Below are 20,298 nucleotides of genomic sequence, written 5' to 3' on the forward strand. Positions count from 1 at the left end.
TCTCGGTTATCAATGACCAAAGAGCTAGGCTTCTAAAAACAGGTCACACAGCCATTTGATCGCCTGATCATTCATGTTTGGCTTGTTCCACACTAAGCTGTACGCCACTTTTCCGTAATCGAAGGGGAGTGGCTTACTCACTAATCCATGCGCTTGCTTGGCATGTTCAGCCCACTGTTTCGAACAAGTGAACAGGAAGGGGGTATGGTGACAAAGCACAGCTGCTGCCCCAAAATCAGCGACCGAAATAGCCATCTCTCTCGGCTTATGACGTTGCACCAAACTCTGCTCAAAGTAAGGCTGTGACAGTTCATTATCTAAGATGCCAATGTGCTTGTAGTTTAGGTAACCCTCTACCGTCAGCTCTTGCTGTGCGAGCGGGTGATGAGCACCCATCAAGCAAACCATCTCATCCGGCAGGATCGTTTCCCACACCAGCTCTTTGTTGTCTGTTGGAGGTTGAGAAATATCGTGAGGCAATAAGATCAAATTAACCTTGCCGCTGAGCAAAGCATCGAACCCAAGCTGCTGTTTCGAATAGATATGAAGTTTTGCTTTCGGAGCAAGCTCTGTGGTGATTCTGCTGATTTTAGAGGCGAATACTTCAAAGGTACTCTCACGCATCGAGAGTGAAAAGCTGCCTTGGTATTCCTCTGGAGCGAAGCTCTTCTGATGAAGCAATCCGTTCATGCTGGAAAGAATCGCGTGAACCGTTGGAGCGATTTGAAGAGCAAAGGGCGTTGGGATGAGCTTAGTGCCATCTCGGTAGAACAGCTCGTCGTTGAGGATCTCACGAAGCTGAGACAGGGTCTTACTCACACTTGATGGGCTAACACAGAGCTGCTCAGAGGTTTGAGTCACGCTATGGGTATTTAGCATTATATGTAGAGCAGTGAGGTGCTTAAGGCTCACTCTCGATAAGTGTAAGTAATCCATGTATGACTCACGAATTCAAATTGGCTTGTGACTTTGAATTTACACCAAAACCGAAAAAGCCAAATTGATAAAGGTTATTTACGAGCTAACTTATGGTGAGCTCGTGAAAAGTGGCCTGCACAAAATGCACCAACGATGGAAAGCTCACCGGCTAAACACAATGCAGCACAAACCTCAGCTAAGGCTTGGGATTTACCATTGCCGTGCAGCCCTAGCAAATCAAGACACGCTTTTTGGCTTGGAAGGCTTGTACCACCACCAACAGTACCCACCATTAGGTTAGGAAGTGTTACGCTTGCGTATAAGCCACCTTCTTTGTTCAACTCCATGCGAGTCATGCCTATGGCAGATTCTGCAACACACGCTGCGTCTTGTCCGCAAGCAATATAAAGTGCAGCCAGTGCATTAGCGTAATGGGCATTGATACCGATAGTGCCGCTCAGAGCGCCGCCCACAGTGGTCATTTGACCAAACTGAACCATCTTCTCTGGCGTGGTATGTAGATACTTAGCAACAAGTTCTGCTGGGATATTAACTTCAGCGGTTACCTTTTTGCCGCGCACGCTGCGCAAGGTTTGGGTATTGGCTTTCTTATCACCCGACAAGTTACCATCAAGGAAGGCATGGTCAGGCTTAACTGGTGTGTGTTCGATGATGTACTCAAATACCGCGTTGGTCGCGATGGTCACCATATTCTGACCAGATGCGTCTCCCGTTAGAAACTCAAACACCAAGTAAACATGGTTGCCTTCAATGTTGATATTGATGTCGGTCAGTTTGCCGTGAGAAGTGGTCGATTCTGCTAAGGTTTTAAACTTTTCATATTGGGTCACGGCCCATGCCACAAATTGCCCGGCTTCCACTAAGCCTTGAAAGGCAAACCCTGGGGTGCGCGTAACACCTTCATTGAGCAACATCGCACTCGCGCCGCCACAGGCACTAATGAGTTTAGAACCACGGTTGTAAGACGCGACAAGTGCTGCTTCGGTTGTTGCCAGTGGAACTAGGTAATCACCTTGGGCAAACAAGCCGTTGACGCGCAATGGGCCAGAGATACCTACAGGTACCTTAACAGTGCCAACGAAGTGCTCGATGTTTTTTTCATAGGCTTGCATCTGACTTTCGGTATGAGGGTCGAGTAGCTCTTTTTGTGATTCTTGATTATCGAGAGCAGTCCAACGACGTGTCACATTCTTTTCTGTCAGGTAAGGGCTAGGTGTCAGCTTGTTTGCTGGCTTTTCAAAATGAGGTTGGAGTTTATTTTCTAATTCGTCTGCGGAGATATCGCCCCCTAAAATAGAAACATAGTCACGGCGATGCAGATTTAGTTTTGGCATAAATAGTATGAAGTAAAGTTTGTGCAGCAAAATGGTTTGCGCTGATTCTACCGAGTAATAAACCAGAAACAAGCGCCAGATATAATGAGTTACAGTTTGTGTGCTTATTACGTCAAAAAGTATTAAAAGTGCTTGAACCAAAGGGATTCAGACTACAGGAACCGGACGTTAAATTCGATTATAGATCAGTTCAACAGATCAGCACGGCCTAGATATGGATATCGAGTAGGCTACCAATGGCTTCATTTTGGCGATCAACTACACTAGCACCGACTCGGTTATAGCTAGCACTTTGGGTTAATTTGATCAGTGCATCGTTTGATGAAGAAGAGGGTTCTGACTCTTTGTCTTTGAATGAAAGGGACTGTTCGGGTTCAACTTGATTAAAGCTGAAATCACTGTCTTTGAAAACATCATCAGATTCAAAAGTATCTTTAGAGACTGGGGGGTGCTCAGACGCTTGTTTGAGCTCGATCGCCGCTTCTTCAGCCATGTTGGCAGACTGCTGAATAATGGCGTAACCAGATTGAATACCAGATATCGACATAGCAGGACCTTTAATTGACGTATAGGAAGAGTCTAGGTGGACGATATTTTAAGCGCAATGTTGAGAAGGGGAAATCTACGGTGAAACGGTGAACTTAAGCTAAAATAGTGATATCTGTCTATTAACTGAACAGATCGTTAAGTGCATTTAGCTCTTCGTCGGTAAGCAGAGTTTCTTTCTCTGTTTCCAGATTACCGTCAATCTCACCCTGCAACGCTTTTAGTTGCTCCGGGTTAAGAAGCTGGATCTGCTGTTTAAATGCTTCAAATTGTTGTGTATTCATAATGTGACCTTGCTGCAATTCCATATGCTCTAATGAGCATAGACTACTGTTACCGGAAATCAAACAAGATTAAGTGAATATTAAAATAAATTTGTCGTTTCCTAGAACTAAGACAACTATAGGTTTCTGTGGTCGTTTTTTGTCCGAGGAATGTTAAGCAAAGTTATGGCTTGGTCAATCAAGGTCAGAAAATTCTTACAATGTAAAAATCGTCCTAGCCCTTTTGTAGTAAGGGTAGGCAAGGAGTTACTCTACCCAGTTATAGGTATTTGTGAAGAGAAGTATTACTGTAACAAGTGATCAAAAGGTGAGCGATTTATGCTATCTTTTTGTTTTTACAGTATTTTGTTTGCTTTTCAAGAATCTTCTTTATCGAGTGGTTTATCAATCTTTACCTTAACCGCAAATTTGGTCGCTAGCGTATGCAGTTCTGGAAGCATTCGATAGATCAAATGCAGCTGCTGTAGGACCATCCTGACAGAACTCTCATCTTCTTCTCGCCATTCACTTAAACGCTTGTCCAAATCCGGATCGTAAGTATTTTTAACCTCACATTGCTCGCAGTGCGAATAGAGCTGATCATTAAGTGCGTCGAGGTGCTCATGTATCACACGGTGAGAGTCTAATACTAGCTTGTGTGTTGCTTCGTCGTCGATACGGGTTCTATGGGCTCCTAACGCCGAAATGTAGCTTAATAGGGCGTGGTTGAGCGTTAGGAAACGGAAACTCTCATCTTCAGAAGTACGATATTTCCCAGGTTCGACTAACATACTGCTGATCGCTACGGTTAGGTTCGCATCGTTATTGTGCGCACTGCGACGAGCGATACGGTAATTCAGCGTGTCTTTTTTGCCGACTCGGTACTGACCGATGATTTGCGCTAGATAGTTTTTGTTGGCGTCCAGCGCGTCAGCCATTACCTTGTGTAGTCGCTTTGATTGCCAATCGGGTAACACATAAACCACTGCCAATACCGCCAAAGCACAGCCAATGAAGGTATCTGCAAGCCTTGGCAGAACCACAGCGTAGCCTTCACCAAGTTGGTTAAAGCAGAACAGTACCAATAGGGTGATGAAGCCTGTCGCGAAGCCGTAGTTATTAATACGGAACGCAAAGAACATCACACCACTGATCACAATGAATACCAACTGGCTTTCTTGAGAAGGGAAGAAGGTCAACAGTGGCACACCGATCAACAGGCCAGCAACGGTACCAATAACACGCGCAGTCAGCTTTTGGCGGGTAGCACTATAGTTTGGTTGGCAAACAAACAATGTCGTTAACAAGATCCAATAACCGCGTTCGATCTCAAATCCTTGGATGATTCCGTAGCCAAGTGTCAGTGTGATTGCCATACGAATAGCATGGCGAAAGAGCATAGAGTCAGTATGAAGGTTGGCTTTGATCTTTTGCCACATTGCCGAGAGCGTATGTGGGTTGGTGTCGTCTAATACATCTTCCTCTAGCTTTTCCGCATCTGGGTTACTGATGTTTGATAGCTGCTTCTCAACGGTCGCTAGGTTATTGAACAGATAATCCAGTTGGTTCAACAACGGCTTCCATTCAGGCTTATTTTGTTGATGTAGGTGGTTGAGTGAAGACATTAATTCATCCAGCGCTAACACTGACTTATCACCATGTTGATACTCGGTGCCGACCTTGAGTGAGCTCGCCACCTCTTTACATGCCGTTGCCTGCGCTTCCAGTAGGTATTTGAAGCGGAATAGCACATCAGAGCGTTCAAAGTGTTTAGCAAGCTCTTGATAACGATAGTGGGTCGAACTCACACGCTCGTGAATGTCTTGCGCGATGAAATAAGTATTTAAGAAGCGGTCACTAGGGCCATCAATGTGCCCACGCTTAGAACGGTTAAGTAGCGTTGCTTTACACATGTTGAGCGCATTCACGGTACTCGCATTCAATTTGGCTTCAATAATGCGGTGTGGTTGAGGAATAAGGTCAGAAACAGGGTAGAAAAGCTCAGCCTTAGATTCCATGTAGGTGCCAATTTGGTCAAACACCGTAGCAAGGTTCTGCTGTACAGGTTGCATCGGCCACACGATTTGCCAAATCATCGACATGAAGTAGTACCAAGCCGCGCCCGTTAAGAGTAATAAAGGTTGAAACCATAAGTTGATGCTCTCATGGGCGCCGAGCATGGTGTATATGGCCACTAGCAGAGAACCAAAGGCGATACTGGCGTATTTAGGCCCGATTGCACCCAGCATGATGAATGAGAATGTTGATGCAAATAAACCTAAAGCGAACAACCACGGCGTGTCGAAAAGAAGTTCAATAGAAAAGGCAGCGATTGCAAAACAGATAAAGGTTAGGGTCAGGGCTTTTAAGCGACCGGTAAAGCTGTCATCACTTTCGGCCAATGCCGCAGCGATAACACCTAAAATCAACGGGGTGATGAGTGTGTTCTGTCCATAATACCAAGCAGGTACGACTACTCCGAGCAGAGTGATGAGAATTAATACGCTGTAATTTATGGTTTTATTCGCCCAATAGAGGCGTAATTTGGCTGAAAAGTCCACAGTCACTCGCTTGACGCACTAAAAACCATAATCCTAACAGAAATCAAGCACAAGAATTTGATACTTATCCATAATTGTCCATAGGTGGTCATGAAAGCGTCGATAAGATATGAGATATTATTAATTCTCATTGCATCATGATATAAATTCAATATTCCCAATTAAGAGCACACTCCAATGCAGCTAAGCGCTAACAAGACTGCACAATTTTTTATTCAAAATGAATACCATCAGGTTGAACTCGATGGTTCACGTCTGCTGTTGTCGTCAGTGGGCAGTGAGGAACGTATCCCGTTTACTATTTGGAGTGGCAAGATCGCGATCAAACGCGGATTGTTTTGGGGATCGTTACAGTTTTTTGCTAACCAACAAGACGGAAAGCAGCGCAGTTGGTTAGTTCAAGGTCTACCTTGGGACCAGTGTCGTCAGTTTGCACGTGCATCTGTGGCGGCATACCAGAAATGGCACGACACACAGTGTGAGCAGCTGGCCGAACACGTACCTCAATGGGAAGCTGAGTTATTACGCTTAGAGCAACTTCCAGCCTTTCTTCCTCATTCTAAAGTCAACACTTGGGTTGAGAAGGTTAACTCTGGCCTAGAGAGTATGACGATGACTTTGGACGAAGCTGCGCAGCGTATGCCAAATCGCATCGCAAGAATGCAGCGGTGGTTGTCAGACACCGAGGTTAAACAAGCGGAAAGAAACCAGCAATGGCTTGAGACCGAGAGAAAAAACTGGGAAGTGTTGTTTGCTCAGTGTGAGTCATCTCCGTTGAACCTGTCACAGCAATATGCGGTTTTGATGAACGATGACCACAATCTGATTCTTGCAGGTGCGGGCTCAGGGAAAACCAGTGTTCTGACAGCACGTGTCGCTTATTTATTGCAAAGTCACCAAGCGCAAGCCGAAGAGCTTTTATTGCTTGCCTTTGGTCGTGAAGCGGCCGAAGAGATGAAGCAGCGCCTCGACAGTAAAATTGGGTTGTCCGCTGAGAAGGTTCAAGTGAATACCTTCCACCAGTTGGGTTTGAAGATCTTGAATGAGGTTGAAACCGAACGTGTGGTGATTTCTCCGTTAGCACTTGATGATAACCAGCGCCAAGCATGGTGTATTGATTGGTTGAAGAAGCACTGGATGACGCCTACCAACTTCAAACGTTGGCAAAAACACTTATCTAAATGGCCGATTGCTTACCTGACGGGTGATGACGAGCTAGGCAGCCACGTTTCAAACCTTAAACTGATTGGCTGGCTTGAAAAGCAACTAGAACAGCTGAACGCATCAGGCTTAACCAAGAAAGAAGTACAGCAGCAGCTTATTGACCACCGCGATTACACACGTCTTAACAGTGAACTATCACTTTGCTGGCCATGTGTTACGGCGTGGCAAAAGGCACTGAAAGAAGAGAACCATATTGATTTCTCTACCATGATCAGCCGTGCAACTCAGTACGTCGAAAAAGGTAAGTTTATTTCGCCTTGGAAGTTCATCATGATCGACGAATATCAAGATATCTCACCCGATCGCCTTGCCTTGGTAGAGGCGCTGTGTAACCAGTCTAAAGCGGAGCACCAAGCGTCTATTTTTGCCGTGGGTGATGACTGGCAATCCATCTACCAATTTGCGGGTGCAGACGTTGATTTAACTACAGGTTTTAAAGATCGTTTCGCGAGCTCGACAATTCATCACCTCGATACCACGTATCGTTTCAACAATCAGTTGGGCGCAGTAGCGAATCGCTTTGTGCAGGAAAACCCAATTCAGTTGCCGAAAGAGCTGAACAGCTTCAAGCAACAGAAGCAAAAGGCGGTATACAGTGCGCCAAGTAAAGAAGTTGAGAAGATTCTTGATCAACTTAACCGTCAATCTAAAGGCAAAACTAACAAGTCGGTGTTATTGCTTGGTCGTAACCACTATCACAAGCCAGAATTATTGGAAGACTGGAAGAAGATTTTCACCTCCATTGATATCAATTTCATGACTTGTCACGCCAGTAAGGGTAAAGAAGCAGACTTCGTTATTATCCTTTGCGTGGATGAAGGACAATTCCCAGCGAAGAAGAAGCAACTGCATATTGATGGTGCATTGACTGAATCGTCAGACGTGTTCCCATACGCGGAAGAACGTCGCTTGTTCTACGTAGCGATGACACGTGCTAAAGAGAAAGTGTGGATCACGCACAGTGGCGATGGTTCTGGCTTCGTACAAGAGCTACACGGCTCCGACTACCCTGTAGTCCGTAAAAAGTAGTCGTCTAGCTAGGGTGTTTAGGTAGGGGTTTAAGTCGCATTCGCCTGTATTTTATTTGCAGACATAAAGCAGAAGGACATGCATATGGAACATGGATCAATCAACTATATCGAATTTGCCGCGAAAGATATTGCAGCGACCAAGGCGTTTTTCAGCCAAGCGTTTGGTTGGCGCTTTGAGGACTATGGTCCTGAGTATTCCGCTTTTGAAGGTAAAGGGTTAATGGGCGGTTTCTACTTGGGTGATTTGTCTTCTGATGCAGAAAAGGGCGGGGCATTAATGGTTTTCTACAGTGAAGATCTCGAACAGACCGAACGTGACGTGCTTGACGCGGGGGGAGAGATCAATCGTGAAATATTCAGTTTCCCAGGTGGTCGACGCTTTCATTTTCGTGAGCCAAGTGGCAACGAAATGGCGGTGTGGAGTGACAAATAGCCTTTTTTCATAACTCTATATTTAGATAAAAAGAAAGCCTGCGATTAAGCAGGCTTTTTTGTCTGTGACGTACTCATCTGTCTTAACGAGAATTAGGTACGCTCAGCCAGATACGCTTCGTAATCTGGAATCTCGATAACAACTTCTTCTTCAAGTAGTGAAGAGTTGAAAAGGAAGTTCGCAGTAGCGCGGTTGGTTGCTACAGGAATGTTCCAAACACTCGCGATACGCAGTAGTGCTTTTACATCAGGGTCGTGCGGTACGGCATTGAGTGGATCCCAGAAGAAGATCAGCATGTCGATCTTGCCTTCTGAAATTAGAGCGCCAAGTTGTTGGTCGCCACCCATTGGGCCACTGATCATGCTCTTGATTGCTAAACCTGTCTCTTTGCTTAGCAGAGAACCCGTTGTACCCGTCGCATAAAGGAAGTGGCTTTGTAGCTTCTCTTTATTCTCTTTTACCCATCTTAGAAGCTCAGGTTTGAAGTGGTCATGAGCGACTAGAGCGATATGTTTATGCGTTGGCATAGTACGCGTTGTTTTTTGCATGAATGTTCCCTAAATTATTGTTCGTATTTTTATAGTTATTGAGTGCTTGGTTCAATATAACACTATGGATTCACACTGAATACCGGCCGAAACTCAGAAGGTGACAATGAATCGGCAATAATTTGATCTTTGAGTGTTGCAGGGGTCAGAGCTTCAATTTTTGGTGCACTGTGCATCTCGTAAGGTTGGTCTCGTAGATAGCTCACCGCTTGTTTTACCGACAAGCGACCCTGTTCCACCATTTTGTCTGTTGGTGCAAAAAGTACCTTGTTTCGCAGCAAACCTCGGTAAGTCCCGTGACTTAGGTAGCTAGAAATCAGCCCAATCTCATCGGTTTTGTCCGCCGCTCTTAGCTCGCTGATTGCAGCCTCAACCGCGACGGCACTGCCGACAATGTATTTTACGTGAGCTTGTTCTATTACTTGTTGTACAAGATTGCGTTGTAGCTCTTTGTCGTTGTCAGCCCAATAGCTCACATCGATTTTTACATCGCTATCTTTAATCGCGTCATAGAATCCTAACGCCACAGGTTTGGTGCCGCCACTCGCTTGAGGGCCAAGCAAGAGTGCAATGGGTGTTTCGCCTGAACCTTTAGGATGAAGCTTGGCAAGGTATTCACCTACTTGAAAGCCCATCTTATACCAATCAACACCAACCGTGCCTTTCAAGACTTTTTGCTGCTCCTTGCTTAGTGTTAACTCATTCACGGTCGCAAACACTGGTGTCGATCCAACCCAGTCGGTGAGGTTATCGTGATAGGCGTCTGGTGATACTGTGCCTAAAATAATGGCATCGGCACCCCATTGAGTACAAAGCACGAGTTGCGAGGCTTGCTTGCCGATATTTGGGTAGCCTCCAGCTTCTAGCACTCGTAGCTCAACCTGCAATTTTTCGGCTTCGGAAATCATGCCGTAATTCACAGATAACCAATAGGAATCCTTGAGGTGTGGGTAGATGGCGCAAATCTTCTCTTTTTGTGACGTCGCAGTTGCCGGTTTGATAGGGCTTAATAGCTCATCAGCGCTAGCGGAAGAGGCGGCTAACGCAAATAAAGATAAAAGAAGTTTTGACGCGAAGGATTTAGTGCGCATGAATTGCCGTTTTATTGGTTTTAGATAAGAAACACTGCAAAATATAGCGTATTCTGCAGGGGTAAAGAAGAACGTTTTAAGGTTTAGGTTTTATGTTGTTAGCTTCAGCAAGTATTGGACGCAAGTTGCTGGCCTCATTTTTAGTGATGGCGATGCTCGTTCTTTTGTCAGCATTGATCGGGGTATCTGGGTTTAGCTTTGTTGCAAAAACAGAGAGAAACGTTGTTGATTCAGCGCTACCAGCGATGATTGAAGCTCGTCAGGTTTCTGAGTTGAGTAATCGTATCATTTCGTCTGTGCAAACTCTTTCTAATGCGAGAAATGAAGCTGAGCGAAAAGAAGCTGGCACACTGCTGTTTGATCAGCTCGAGTCTTTGTTGCAACACATCAAAGACCTGGGTGTCGATAGTTTCGACTCAGAGCTGCTGCATAAACTTGAAAATAACGTGCAGAGCGTTATCAACACGCTAGCTGAACTGGGCGTTTCAGTAGAACGTAAACTCTGGCTAACCAAAGAGCTGACGTCGCGCGTTGAAGAGATGCGCTTATTGGCTGAAGAGCTAGAACAGCTGACTCGAACTCAAGTGCTGAATACCGCAACCATAGCCGTTGCTAACGTTACCCATATCTATGACCTGCTAGAAACTAAAGAAACCGATAAAGCTTACCAAGCCTTGGATGCGCTGGTGGAAGTAGACCTTGACCTATCAGAGCGTCTTCACGAATTACACCTTCTTGCGTTTAAAATGCTTAACCAAATTGAGGAAACTCAAACGGTAACCAATGTTGAGCGTATCCACCAAATCCAGACCGAGTTTGAAGCGAATCATAGGATCATGGTGCGCCGCGTGAAAGCGGTAGAGGATCCAACACGTTCAGAGCAAATGTCTCAGCTACTCCATGAATTACAAAAGCGCCAAGTGGTGTTTGATATCTCTTTGGAACAGTATGAGAACACCAAGAAGTCTGAGCTATTGATGCAGAACACATTAAAGCTATTCTCAGAGCTGAACACCACGGTAAACCAACTGATCGACGACTCCAACTTGAGCACAAAAAAGGCGGTAGATGAACTGACTTCTACGTTAAGCCTCGCGCAATGGTCGCTGTCGGTGATCTCTATTATTGGTTTGGTGATAGTGGCGTTTATTGTGTGGCGAGTGGTGTATGTGTCGGTCGTGAAACGCCTTGCTGAATACTCTGCTGCCTTGATGTCTATTGCTCAAGGGCGTCTCAATATCGATATCTCGGTAAAAGGTAACGATGAGCTTGCCCACATGGGTGAGGCGATCATCACAGCAAGAAACACTGCGCAGGCGCTACAAGTGGTGGCTGTGGGTGAGGCTAAAGCGAAACGAGAGCTAGAAGAACACAAAGAGCACCTTGAAGAGCTGATCACAGAGCGAACTTACCAGCTTCAACAAACCAACGAAAAGCTGAACGTCGAGGTGACGAATCACGCCAAAGCGCGAAGTGCCGCCGAGCAAGCGAGCCGTGCTAAGTCAGCTTTCTTGGCGACGATGAGCCATGAAATCAGAACACCTATGAATGGGGTATTGGGTACGGCCCGTTTGCTAAAAGATACCGGGCTGAACTCTCTGCAATCGGGCTATGCTGACATCATTAACCGCAGCGGTAAGAACTTATTAGCCATTCTCAACGATGTATTGGACTACTCTAAAATTGAAGCTGGGCACCTTGAGATAAGGATTGCGTCTTTTGACTTGCATCAAATGGTTCAAGATACCTATCAATTGATGGAAGGGCGCGCAGCCGAGAAGAAGCTTGGCTTTAGCTACCATATTGAGAGCGATGTACAGCGCTACTGGCGTGGTGATGTCACCCGTATTAGCCAGATATTGAATAACCTGGTTGGTAACGCAATTAAGTTTACCGATAAAGGTGATGTCGACATCTTCATCAGCTTAGATCTCGAAGATGAAAACCGCGTCATGTTTGAAGTGTCCGATACGGGCGTTGGGATACATGAAAGCGAACAAAAGTGCTTGTTTGATGCGTTTAGCCAAACCAACAGTGGTCGAAACACAACGGGTGGCACTGGGCTAGGTCTGGCGATCAGTAAACGCATCATGTTGGCAATGAATGGTGATATTGGCGTTCATTCAGAAGAGGGGGAAGGCAGTCAGTTTTGGTTCTCTTTACCGCTTCAAGCTGGTGAAAAAATCGAAACTAAAGCTGCAATGGTTGAAACCTGTATCCGCGCTAAAGTGCTGTTGATTGAAGACAACCCAGTGAACTGCATTGTTGCCGAAGGCTTCCTAAACAACCTAGGGCATGAGGTCGTGATTGCCACAACCGGACAAGAAGCTCGTCAGATATACAGTGAACAGGTCTTTGATATTGCACTTGTTGATATCAACCTCCCGGACTGCGATGGCGTTGAGCTTATTCAGCAACTGAAAGAGATCGAGGTTCAAGCATCTGCTTTAGACTGTTTACCTGAGAGCACGACACAGTATGCGCTTCCTATGGTGGCGGTATCGGCTCATGTGTTTAATGAAGAAGTAGAAAGTTATTTGGCGTCTGGCTTTGATGGCTTCTTACCAAAACCTCTTGAGAAAGAAGCGCTTGCAAGGCTGATTGTGACTCAACTAGATGGCAAGACCTTGCTATTGCCACAGCCTGATCCTAATGATTCGACCTGCCAAAGAAACCAAGATGGTTTTTGTGAAAAGCGTAATGAGAGCGACCTAGTAGTCGAAAGCAAAGTTAAACAGCCAGACCAAGAGGAAAGCCCTGTGACCACTTCTGATAGCAAACTGATAATTGATAGCAAAGTAATAGAAGGCGACTTGTCTATTCTTGGTTTGGACAAGATGAAGCAGATTGTCGGGCTCTTTGAACAAAGCAGCCTTGAAACGTTAAAAGAAATGGCTGACGCCAATGATGCGGAGAACGCCCGTGAGGTGAAATCGCTCGCTCATAAGCTCAAAGGGTCGGCTGGCAGCTTAGGACTATTAGCCTTGTTTGAATTGTGTAAGAACATTGAGATAAGCAGTGAGCCATTAACGCAATACAAGAACAGCTCTGAAGAATTAACAGAGCTAGTTAAAGACTCTCTAGCGGCGTTGCAACAACATGTCTGATATAGAATGTTCTCTGCCACATAATGAGCTTCTTAGGCTAAGCTGAGCTCTGTCTAACCGCGCAGCCAGAAACAAAAAATCCTCTGCCAAGACAGAGGATTTTTGTTTTTAAAGCGGCATCTGAGGACTAACGATTTTCGAAACGGTTGTAGTCCAACAGGCCGAACTCAATTGGTTGGTCTTGCTGGTACCAACGATGTACACGGTCACTGAATGGCCAGAACTCACTAGAGCTGCGTCGGATGGCAAACTTATCAAGCAGCGCCACGTAATCTTCTTCAGTCTGTAAGTTTTGTAGAGACTTCACTAGAGTTGGAATTTCCTTCTCTGTCAGTGATAGGTAAGCGGCTGGATAGCTGCCTACAATACCTCGGACGAGCGTTAAGTCGTCATTAGCGTAATCTCTGTTACCTTCTTCGTTAAACAGGCTAGAAATGTTGCTGTGAGCGTTGTTGTGAATCATGGTGAACAGCTGCTCTTCACCGTTTTCGCCTTCAATCATGATCATCACGAGTTGAGGGACATGGCGTAAGCCTTCACCTTTAACCAAGCTTACCTGTTTAAGCAGTGCTTCATTTTTACGGCTAAAGCCAGTATCAACGATCTCATAACGGTCATTAAGTATTGGGTTCAACTTATCTTTAAGCTTATCGAGCAACTCACGTTTTGGATCGGCCGTTTTGTACACCACGCTAGTTGGCTGATCAAAAGGTGCGATATTACGTTGCAAGAAGTCGCTCAACTGGACGCTTTGATTTTGGTACCAGCTTGAGTGCTCAAGGTGGCGTACATCCTTTGGTAGTAGTGTTAAGAAGTTACTTTCACCTTCAAGACGTAAGAAATCCATAAACATACGCGTTATGAGCTGGTGGCCGAAGTTTCCGTAAACATCGAAGCCAGCTACAAGTAGGTAATGAATTCTCTCTAAAAGTGCGTAATCCAGAATCCACGCGGTTTTTGGTTGAGGGCCTACTAAGCCTTGCACAACTGATGCACTGTCAAAGTGGCGGAAAACAGTAAGGGCAGCGTTCGGGTTGGTCCCATTGCCATCCCAGATAACGTCTGTCGTTAAGTTCTCGCCATTCTTAAACCACTTATTAGCAAAATCTGATTTCCCTTCTAGGTAACGTGCTTGCTGTTTTGAATATCTAACCCAGTTAGTTGCAGGAACCGTGTTACTTTCAAGTTCACTTGGAAGCTTAAGATTGTCACGTTGGCTTGCATAGAAGGCGTTGATCTCTGGAAGATCGGCTTTGTCTGGGTCGATAAAGAATACCCAGAATCGGTCGTTAATCACGTTCAATGCTAACTGACCACGACATACTGGGCCTTTGATGTAAGCCATGATGGTGTTCTGAGCGTTGTCGAGCATGAACTTAAAGCGAGAGTTTACCGGCAAAGCTTCAAACGAGGTCATTGGGTTCGCGGCAACATCAATATCGTAACTTGGCAGCTTATCTACAGTGTAATCGGCATCAACAAACCAAGTGTTCCAGCTTTGCAGGCGCTCTTCGTTGAGGGCAAAAGGCATGTGTGTCTTGTCGACAATTGTGCCTTGCTCAGGGATAAGACGGTAGTACACGCGTGGTACTTTTGGATCGTCATAAGGACGACGAGTGGTGATGCGCTTAACTGGTTCGCCAGGAGGTGTAGCAGAACGAACGATCGAGAAGAAACGTGTCGGCTGTCCTAACTCAGAAAAATAAACGTGTGATAAGAACAAGTGCTCATAGATGTAACGTGCTGAAAGCTGGCTCTTTCTTGAACTTTTGTTGAGGAACTTTTCGTAAGTATTAACCAGCTCTTGCTCAGCTTCACTTAGCGGAATATGTTCGTTCATCAAAGCGCCATTTTCTAGCCAGCTCATCAGAGTCGCGTATTCTGTCTTGTCTAAGTTAGGCATCCCATAAGGCATACCCCACGTAGGGTAATCTCTCTCATATTGAGCGTACTCTTCGATAGTCGGACACTGCTGGTCACGATCGATGGAAAAGTCGAAGCCTTCTAGCTGCGTTTGCTCCGGAAGTGGATGATTCTCTTTCTGAATCAACATACGAGAGACAAGCCCAGCATCTAAGTTAGCGGTCGAGTTCTGCATACGTTCGTTGAGAACAGGGTGGAAATCAGCGTCGCGCCACTCTTGTGTGGTCAACGCATCTTCAAACAAGCGAGTAGGAGCCGATGCCGTTAAACGCGTACCTTGATAAACCAGTGCTTTACTTGCACCTCGGTCGATACCCTCCACAGAAGACATTTTTAGTTGGCAAGGAGCATCATAGCAGGCGTGACAAACCACACATCGGTTATCAATGATCGGTTTAACTTCGTTGAGAAAGTGTTGCGATTGAGCTGAAAGGATAGGAGTTTGGCGATCACGAACTTGTTGTTCGCCAAACAGCTCATCGAAGTTTAGACCCGCGTACACGGCACAACCTGAGAACACGCTGACAAGAGACAAAATGAAGAGTTTTTTCAAATTCATACGTACTTAGATATTTGGCATTTTTTCTAATTATATCGAAAACGATTGAAAATGCTCATGTTCTGACAATTTTGTAGACAAGATCTCTATAGGATTGAGCGATTCGCAAGGCTTGGCTGCGGGCATAGAGCTCAGTATTCAGACCTACTGGTTAACGTAACAAACAGAAAAGGGGACTGAGAGTCGCTCAAATTCCTTTATCCAACGCCATTGGTTGTCTTGTAATTTGTCTCCAGGGCCTTTGACTTCTATCCAGTGAAATTGGTCATCTTTAAATGCGATCAGGTCAGGCATTCCGGTTCTAAACAGTTTTAGGTCACTCAATATGACTTTGAAGAGATCGATCAGCAAGGCTCGTGGTACTGAGTGGATGCTATGTTCGATGAGTGCTTTAGGGAAGTGATTCCAATGAACAAACGGATTAGCAATGCCAAGCTTTTCATCATAGACATCGAGCAAGTGTTCAATACCTTGGTTCGAGATGGTTTGGAATACGGCATTGATTTGCAATTCACGCTTTTGTTGAAAGTCGGAATGATAGAGATCCAGCGGTCTATGTTGGTAGCGGTTGATAAACGCCCCCTCCACATCTGAGAAAATCACATCCCAAAACGCTAAGCCGAATAACCCACACAGAAAGCTGTTCTCTGAAAAGTAGACGTCCCAACCTTGAGTTTCAAAATGTTGCTTAACGGCAAGTTCAACTCTGGTTTGGCTTAGGTCTAATTCCAACCTAATTTGTTCGCAAATCGGCTTTGATGCGCGTGGAACCTTTTGCCCCTGCTTGCGTAGCAATCGCTGCTCAAGCTTAACGGCGACTTCCAGTTCTGATACATCGGATGGATTTGTTTGCATCTCCGTGACGGTGTCACTCATTAGGTTTAGCTCATCTTGCTTGTCGTAGATGCGAGCAAGCCGCTCTCTGCTCGGTGGAAGTGATGATTTTTTAAACCAATGGACGGCTTTTTCGTTCTGATTGAGTCTTTCTAGATCACGAGCAATGTCATTGATCAGGCGTGCTCGTTTTCTCGCGATGGTGCGATGTTCTGATTCACACGGTAAGGATTGCAAAAGGTGCTCAAGAACATCGCTGTCCTTACGGTCACCTTCATAATATTGGCGCTGAACATCGCGCATTGAGAGCAGTTGGTTGAGCTGCTCTCTGGAGTTGAAGAAGCGACGCTGCTTGCTCAATGGGTAGTTTTCAAAAGTGTTGAGGCCAAGATCGCTTAAAACGAACTGACTGAGATCTTGGTATGTATTGGCAAAAAAGAGTAGCAGTAATACATCGATAACTTCGGCTTCAATAACATGGATACAGTCAAATGTTAAGGCTTGATAATTATCAAAAGGTTGTTGAGTCAGCAGCCCCAATAGCACGTCCTTTTTAGCCGACTTACTGCTTTTGAGGGGAGGAAATAGGTTTAATAGCTCAGGCTTGGTGAGCAAGTGTAAGCCTAACTCATGCTCTGTGATGACAAGGTTGTGTGTAGCTTTAGGATTACTCAGTGCGATAAAGCCGGATGTGCTCAGCTCTTGCAGCGCATCGGGAAGGTTGGGTATTTCAACGTAGTCGAGTTTATCACTGCGAAACCAGCACCCCTTACGAGACAGCAAACGAACCATTAAACACTGGCTAGGTGTAGAAAGGCGCTTGTAACCTTGTAGCCAACGAGTTTCATCGGCGCTCAGAAGGTCAGGGTAGTACGTTTGAGCGTGTTCAATCAGTCGATTGAAGTTGTCGAGATAGTAAGTTGGGTGTAGTTGAGGAGTGGATTCTAATGTCACTTGATACGTCGCTTGATACAAAAAGAGCCTAACCCTAAGGTTAAGCTCTTTCTTTTCAAATTCAATCTTTTATCAGATTAAGCTTGAGATGCTTTTAGCTCAGCCGCTTTCGCTTCAGACATTGGCTTAGTGATGATTGCTAGAACAATACATACTGCCATCATTGCTGCAGAGATAGTGTAAGCAAGGCCGTAGCTGTCGCCGTTAGTCATCGAGTAACCAACAACCGCTGTACCGATTGCACCACCGATACCCCATGCCGTGTAAAGCACGCCGTAGTTAGTACCGTAGTTTTTCAGGCCGTAGAACTCAGCTGTAAGCGTTGGGAATACTGCTAGTAGAGTACCGTAACCAACCGCTGCTACTGCAGTACCGATGATTAGCGTGAACTCAGTGTTAAACGTAGCGAATAGCGCCATGTTTGCACCTTGCAGAATGAACGCAAGTAGAAGAGTACGAACGCCACCGATTTTGTCAGCAAGCATACCAGCAGCAACACGGCCGCCTGAGTTAAATACAGCAAGGATAGAAGCAAGGTAAACCGCGTTCGGTAGGTTTGCTTGTGCGCTTGCGATACTTGTGATGTTACCGATGATCATTAGACCAACAGAAGCTGCGAATGCGTACATGATCCATAGAGAGTAGAACTGAGGAGTCTTCAGCATTACTTTCCAAGATAAGTCTTCGCTCTTCTTAACAGCTTTTGGAGCTTGGCCAGCTTTTACTTTTGGTTCAGCTGGAGAGTAACCCGCTGGTGGGTTGTTGATTGTTGCTGCTAGAGGTACAGCGATTGCTAGTACACCAACACCAAGAATCTTGAAGCTTGTTTGGATGCCCATGCTCTCGATAAGAGCAGCAGTAACTGGAGCAAGGTAAATTGCCGCTAGACCGAAGCCTGCTGCGATAAGACCGTTAACCATACCTTTCTTAGAAGGGTGGAACCACTTCATTGCAGAAGGAGAAAGACATGCGTAACCGAAGCCGATACCAGCGCCTGCCATCACACCGAATGTGATGTTTAGCATTAGTGGAGAAGTCGCAAAACCAGATGCGATCATGCCAAGGCCAGTAAGAGCTGTACCAAGAATTAGGATCTTACGTGGACCCATGCGGTCTTGTAGGATACCAGCAACAAGAAGACAGATAGAGAATGTGATTGTTGCAGTCGCGTATGGTGCTGATGCTTCAGCTGCAGACCAGCCTTCACCTTGTAGGGCTTTGTTAAATACACTCCAAGCATACAGGATGCCAAGACAAAGGTTGATACAGAAGCCTGCTAGCAGGATACGTGTAGCTTTATCAATCTTGCTCATTTTTATTCTCAGTTTTGTCTTTGGTCTAGTGAGAGCCACAGGACTAAAGACGGGTTATTGTGATTGTTTCTTCAAAATTAGTTTGCGTTTATCAACAGATAGCGCAAAAGAGCGCGGATTATAACCAATAAAAATGTGATTGGAATCTCTTTTTCCATTTTTATCAAAATTAAACTTGAGTTGTTAAAGAACTGTTTTTTATGCGTGTTGCAGTTGTTGTTAACACCTTTCTTTTTTGTACACTTTGCTGGTTTAGGCTCCAGTATTCATGCTTTTACCCAATCTCTTCCTGCTAGTGCCCCTACAAACCGTGCTGTCATCACATCATTGCAATTAATTTTAAATTATTTCTGTGGTTAATTTTGTGTAACAAAATAAATCAAATTGGACATTAATCGCCACAACCCCAGAGGGGACTTAGTTTGTTGAATTTACGAATGTTAATTGATTGTTAATGTGGGGTGTTGTGTTTCTTGTTGGTTACAATTTGTTCGTTTTTTGGGCTTGTTTTGTCCGTAAAAAGTGGGAAAATAGCATGCAAACTGAGATTTCAAATTTGAAAGGATGCGTTTCTAGTCTACTAAGAGGCAAGTGTTATGAAACTATTTTTAATTCTACTGATGTCGATTACTGGTGGTGTAGCAGCCGCTGATCATATTCATTCTTTCTTATTCGGTTTCTACATTGCAGCACTTGCAGTGGGTAGTTGCTACTGGCTTGCATTCCGCAGCACACGTTTCCCACAACTAGCACTAGTGCTGCTAATGTGCGGTTTCTTTGCAAAAATCGCGGTAACAGTGGTAGGTGTGTCTTGGGGTATCTCTAACGATATTATCCAGTCACCATTCATCTTCTCATTGTCTTACCTATTCTTCTTAGTGGTTGTGTCTTACGTGTGGTTCTCTTACCGCGATAAGCTGACACTAAAGAAACGTGAGAAACAGATTGAAGAATCTCGCAAGCAAGCTGCAGCATAATTAAAAACAGATTTTCAAAAGCCTTCTTCGGAAGGCTTTTTTGATCCTGCGAGAATCTATATAGCCTCAGATAAAAGAAACCCCAGTATGGCGACATACTGGGGTTTCTTGTTATCGAGCCAGGAATGAAGAGCGTTTTACTTTTTCATCATTTTCGCTAGATCAGCAAACGGGTTATGTGTCGCCGTTTGGTGGTCGTCTAAACGTGCTGTGGCATCGACACCGTAGCGTTCGTGGTCTGTGTATTTAGAATGTTCATGATCGTGACAGTAAAGGCACAATAGTTCCCAGTTGCTGCCGTCTTCAGGGTTATTCGTGTGGTCATGGTCGACGTGGTGAACGGTAAGTTCACGAAGGTTTGAATAAACAAACTCACGTGCACACTTACCACAAACCCAAGGGTAAAGTTTGAGTGCTTTCTCACGGTAACCTTGCTCTTGGCGAGCGTATGCCGCGCTTGAGCCATTGTAATCTGAAGACATTGCCAAATTCCTATTTGTTGTAATGAGTCGATATTATCACAGCTTTATTGAAGCTCTAGGGATGTTGTCATTAAATGGTACTTTGTTTTAACCAACATCAATTTTGCGCTGGGCTGGTTTGTGAATGCTTAGACAAAGGGGGCTGTGTGTTGGATATGTCTTTCTGGAATAAGGCATGC

At 45.1% G+C, this 20,298-nt stretch carries 15 protein-coding genes; 4 read left to right on the forward strand and 11 right to left on the reverse strand.

The window, feature by feature from the left end; translation table 11 throughout:
* Window positions 1-24: 24 nt before the first annotated feature.
* From F0228_RS00925 to yccS, 5 genes are all read right to left on the reverse strand, one after another.
* Complete coding sequence (locus tag F0228_RS00925) at window positions 25-936, reverse strand: LysR family transcriptional regulator (RefSeq protein ID WP_116870830.1); 912 nt, start codon at window positions 934-936, stop codon at window positions 25-27.
* 74 nt (window positions 937-1,010) lie between these two features.
* A complete protein-coding gene (locus tag F0228_RS00930; RefSeq protein ID WP_061031341.1) occupies window positions 1,011-2,273 on the reverse strand; it encodes a hydroxymethylglutaryl-CoA reductase in 1,263 nt (420 codons plus the stop codon).
* A 208-nt stretch (window positions 2,274-2,481) separates the two neighbouring features.
* Window positions 2,482-2,820 (reverse strand): hypothetical protein, encoded by a 339-nt coding sequence (locus F0228_RS00935; protein ID WP_171761695.1) that lies wholly within the window; start codon window positions 2,818-2,820, stop codon window positions 2,482-2,484.
* 121 nt (window positions 2,821-2,941) lie between these two features.
* Window positions 2,942-3,127, reverse strand: a complete 186-nt coding sequence (locus tag F0228_RS00940; protein WP_061031158.1) for a hypothetical protein — start codon at window positions 3,125-3,127, stop codon at window positions 2,942-2,944.
* 332 nt (window positions 3,128-3,459) lie between these two features.
* A complete protein-coding gene (gene yccS / locus F0228_RS00945; RefSeq protein WP_171761696.1) occupies window positions 3,460-5,643 on the reverse strand; it encodes a YccS family putative transporter in 2,184 nt (727 codons plus the stop codon).
* A gap of 177 nt (window positions 5,644-5,820) precedes the next feature.
* Here yccS and helD point away from each other — a divergent pair, with 177 nt between their 5' ends.
* Together helD and F0228_RS00955 are read left to right on the forward strand one after the other, a co-directional pair.
* Window positions 5,821-7,896: a DNA helicase IV gene (gene helD / locus F0228_RS00950; protein WP_116870828.1), complete on the forward strand. Its 2,076-nt coding sequence runs from the start codon at window positions 5,821-5,823 to the stop codon at window positions 7,894-7,896.
* 84 nt (window positions 7,897-7,980) lie between these two features.
* The gene (locus F0228_RS00955) at window positions 7,981-8,331 is read left to right on the forward strand and encodes a VOC family protein (protein WP_171761697.1); all 351 of its coding nucleotides are present in this window, start codon (window positions 7,981-7,983) and stop codon (window positions 8,329-8,331) included.
* A 92-nt stretch (window positions 8,332-8,423) separates the two neighbouring features.
* Here F0228_RS00955 and F0228_RS00960 read toward each other — a convergent pair whose 3' ends face one another.
* Both F0228_RS00960 and torT read right to left on the reverse strand, forming a co-directional pair.
* Window positions 8,424-8,879 carry a methylglyoxal synthase gene (locus F0228_RS00960; RefSeq protein WP_008218843.1) on the reverse strand — a complete coding sequence of 152 codons (456 nt, stop codon included), beginning with the start codon at window positions 8,877-8,879 and terminating at the stop codon, window positions 8,424-8,426.
* A 62-nt stretch (window positions 8,880-8,941) separates the two neighbouring features.
* The gene (gene torT, locus F0228_RS00965) at window positions 8,942-9,970 is read right to left on the reverse strand and encodes a TMAO reductase system periplasmic protein TorT (protein WP_061031154.1); all 1,029 of its coding nucleotides are present in this window, start codon (window positions 9,968-9,970) and stop codon (window positions 8,942-8,944) included.
* A gap of 92 nt (window positions 9,971-10,062) precedes the next feature.
* On the opposite strand from torT, the gene torS reads away from it, so the two are divergent.
* Complete coding sequence (gene torS, locus F0228_RS00970) at window positions 10,063-13,077, forward strand: TMAO reductase system sensor histidine kinase/response regulator TorS (protein WP_105058042.1); 3,015 nt, start codon at window positions 10,063-10,065, stop codon at window positions 13,075-13,077.
* Between the two features lie 127 nt (window positions 13,078-13,204).
* On the opposite strand, the gene F0228_RS00975 is transcribed toward torS, so the two are convergent.
* From F0228_RS00975 to F0228_RS00985, 3 genes are all read right to left on the reverse strand, one after another.
* Window positions 13,205-15,559, reverse strand: coding sequence for a fatty acid cis/trans isomerase (locus F0228_RS00975; RefSeq protein ID WP_061031152.1), 2,355 nt, complete (start codon window positions 15,557-15,559; stop codon window positions 13,205-13,207).
* Window positions 15,560-15,703: 144 nt separating this feature from the next.
* Window positions 15,704-17,368, reverse strand: a complete 1,665-nt coding sequence (locus tag F0228_RS00980; RefSeq protein WP_171761698.1) for a VRR-NUC domain-containing protein — start codon at window positions 17,366-17,368, stop codon at window positions 15,704-15,706.
* Window positions 17,369-17,424: 56 nt separating this feature from the next.
* A complete protein-coding gene (locus F0228_RS00985) occupies window positions 17,425-18,660 on the reverse strand; it encodes an OFA family MFS transporter (RefSeq protein WP_004740278.1) in 1,236 nt (411 codons plus the stop codon).
* A gap of 596 nt (window positions 18,661-19,256) precedes the next feature.
* On the opposite strand from F0228_RS00985, the gene F0228_RS00990 reads away from it, so the two are divergent.
* Window positions 19,257-19,637 (forward strand): hypothetical protein, encoded by a 381-nt coding sequence (locus tag F0228_RS00990; protein WP_061031149.1) that lies wholly within the window; start codon window positions 19,257-19,259, stop codon window positions 19,635-19,637.
* Between the two features lie 137 nt (window positions 19,638-19,774).
* Here F0228_RS00990 and F0228_RS00995 read toward each other — a convergent pair whose 3' ends face one another.
* Window positions 19,775-20,119 carry a YajD family HNH nuclease gene (locus tag F0228_RS00995; protein WP_004740276.1) on the reverse strand — a complete coding sequence of 115 codons (345 nt, stop codon included), beginning with the start codon at window positions 20,117-20,119 and terminating at the stop codon, window positions 19,775-19,777.
* Between the last annotated feature and the right edge of the window lie 179 nt (window positions 20,120-20,298).

The organism is Vibrio sp. 99K-1 (assembly GCF_013114585.1).
Lineage (GTDB): Bacteria > Pseudomonadota > Gammaproteobacteria > Enterobacterales > Vibrionaceae > Vibrio > Vibrio chagasii_B.

Bases quoted from the DNA above. Each gene is read 5' to 3' on its own strand.
- F0228_RS00985 (WP_004740278.1), bottom strand. From the start codon at position 18,660: ATGAGCAAGATTGATAAAGCTACACGTATCCTGCTAGCAGGCTTCTGT.
- F0228_RS00935 (WP_171761695.1), bottom strand. From the start codon at position 2,820: ATGTCGATATCTGGTATTCAATCTGGTTACGCCATTATTCAGCAGTCT.
- F0228_RS00940 (WP_061031158.1), bottom strand. From the start codon at position 3,127: ATGGAATTGCAGCAAGGTCACATTATGAATACACAACAATTTGAAGCA.
- F0228_RS00990 (WP_061031149.1), top strand. From the start codon at position 19,257: ATGAAACTATTTTTAATTCTACTGATGTCGATTACTGGTGGTGTAGCA.
- F0228_RS00995 (WP_004740276.1), bottom strand. From the start codon at position 20,119: ATGTCTTCAGATTACAATGGCTCAAGCGCGGCATACGCTCGCCAAGAG.
- F0228_RS00955 (WP_171761697.1), top strand. From the start codon at position 7,981: ATGGAACATGGATCAATCAACTATATCGAATTTGCCGCGAAAGATATT.
- F0228_RS00960 (WP_008218843.1), bottom strand. From the start codon at position 8,879: ATGCAAAAAACAACGCGTACTATGCCAACGCATAAACATATCGCTCTA.
- F0228_RS00975 (WP_061031152.1), bottom strand. From the start codon at position 15,559: ATGAATTTGAAAAAACTCTTCATTTTGTCTCTTGTCAGCGTGTTCTCA.
- F0228_RS00925 (WP_116870830.1), bottom strand. From the start codon at position 936: ATGGATTACTTACACTTATCGAGAGTGAGCCTTAAGCACCTCACTGCT.
- helD (WP_116870828.1), top strand. From the start codon at position 5,821: ATGCAGCTAAGCGCTAACAAGACTGCACAATTTTTTATTCAAAATGAA.
- F0228_RS00930 (WP_061031341.1), bottom strand. From the start codon at position 2,273: ATGCCAAAACTAAATCTGCATCGCCGTGACTATGTTTCTATTTTAGGG.
- torS (WP_105058042.1), top strand. From the start codon at position 10,063: ATGTTGTTAGCTTCAGCAAGTATTGGACGCAAGTTGCTGGCCTCATTT.
- torT (WP_061031154.1), bottom strand. From the start codon at position 9,970: ATGCGCACTAAATCCTTCGCGTCAAAACTTCTTTTATCTTTATTTGCG.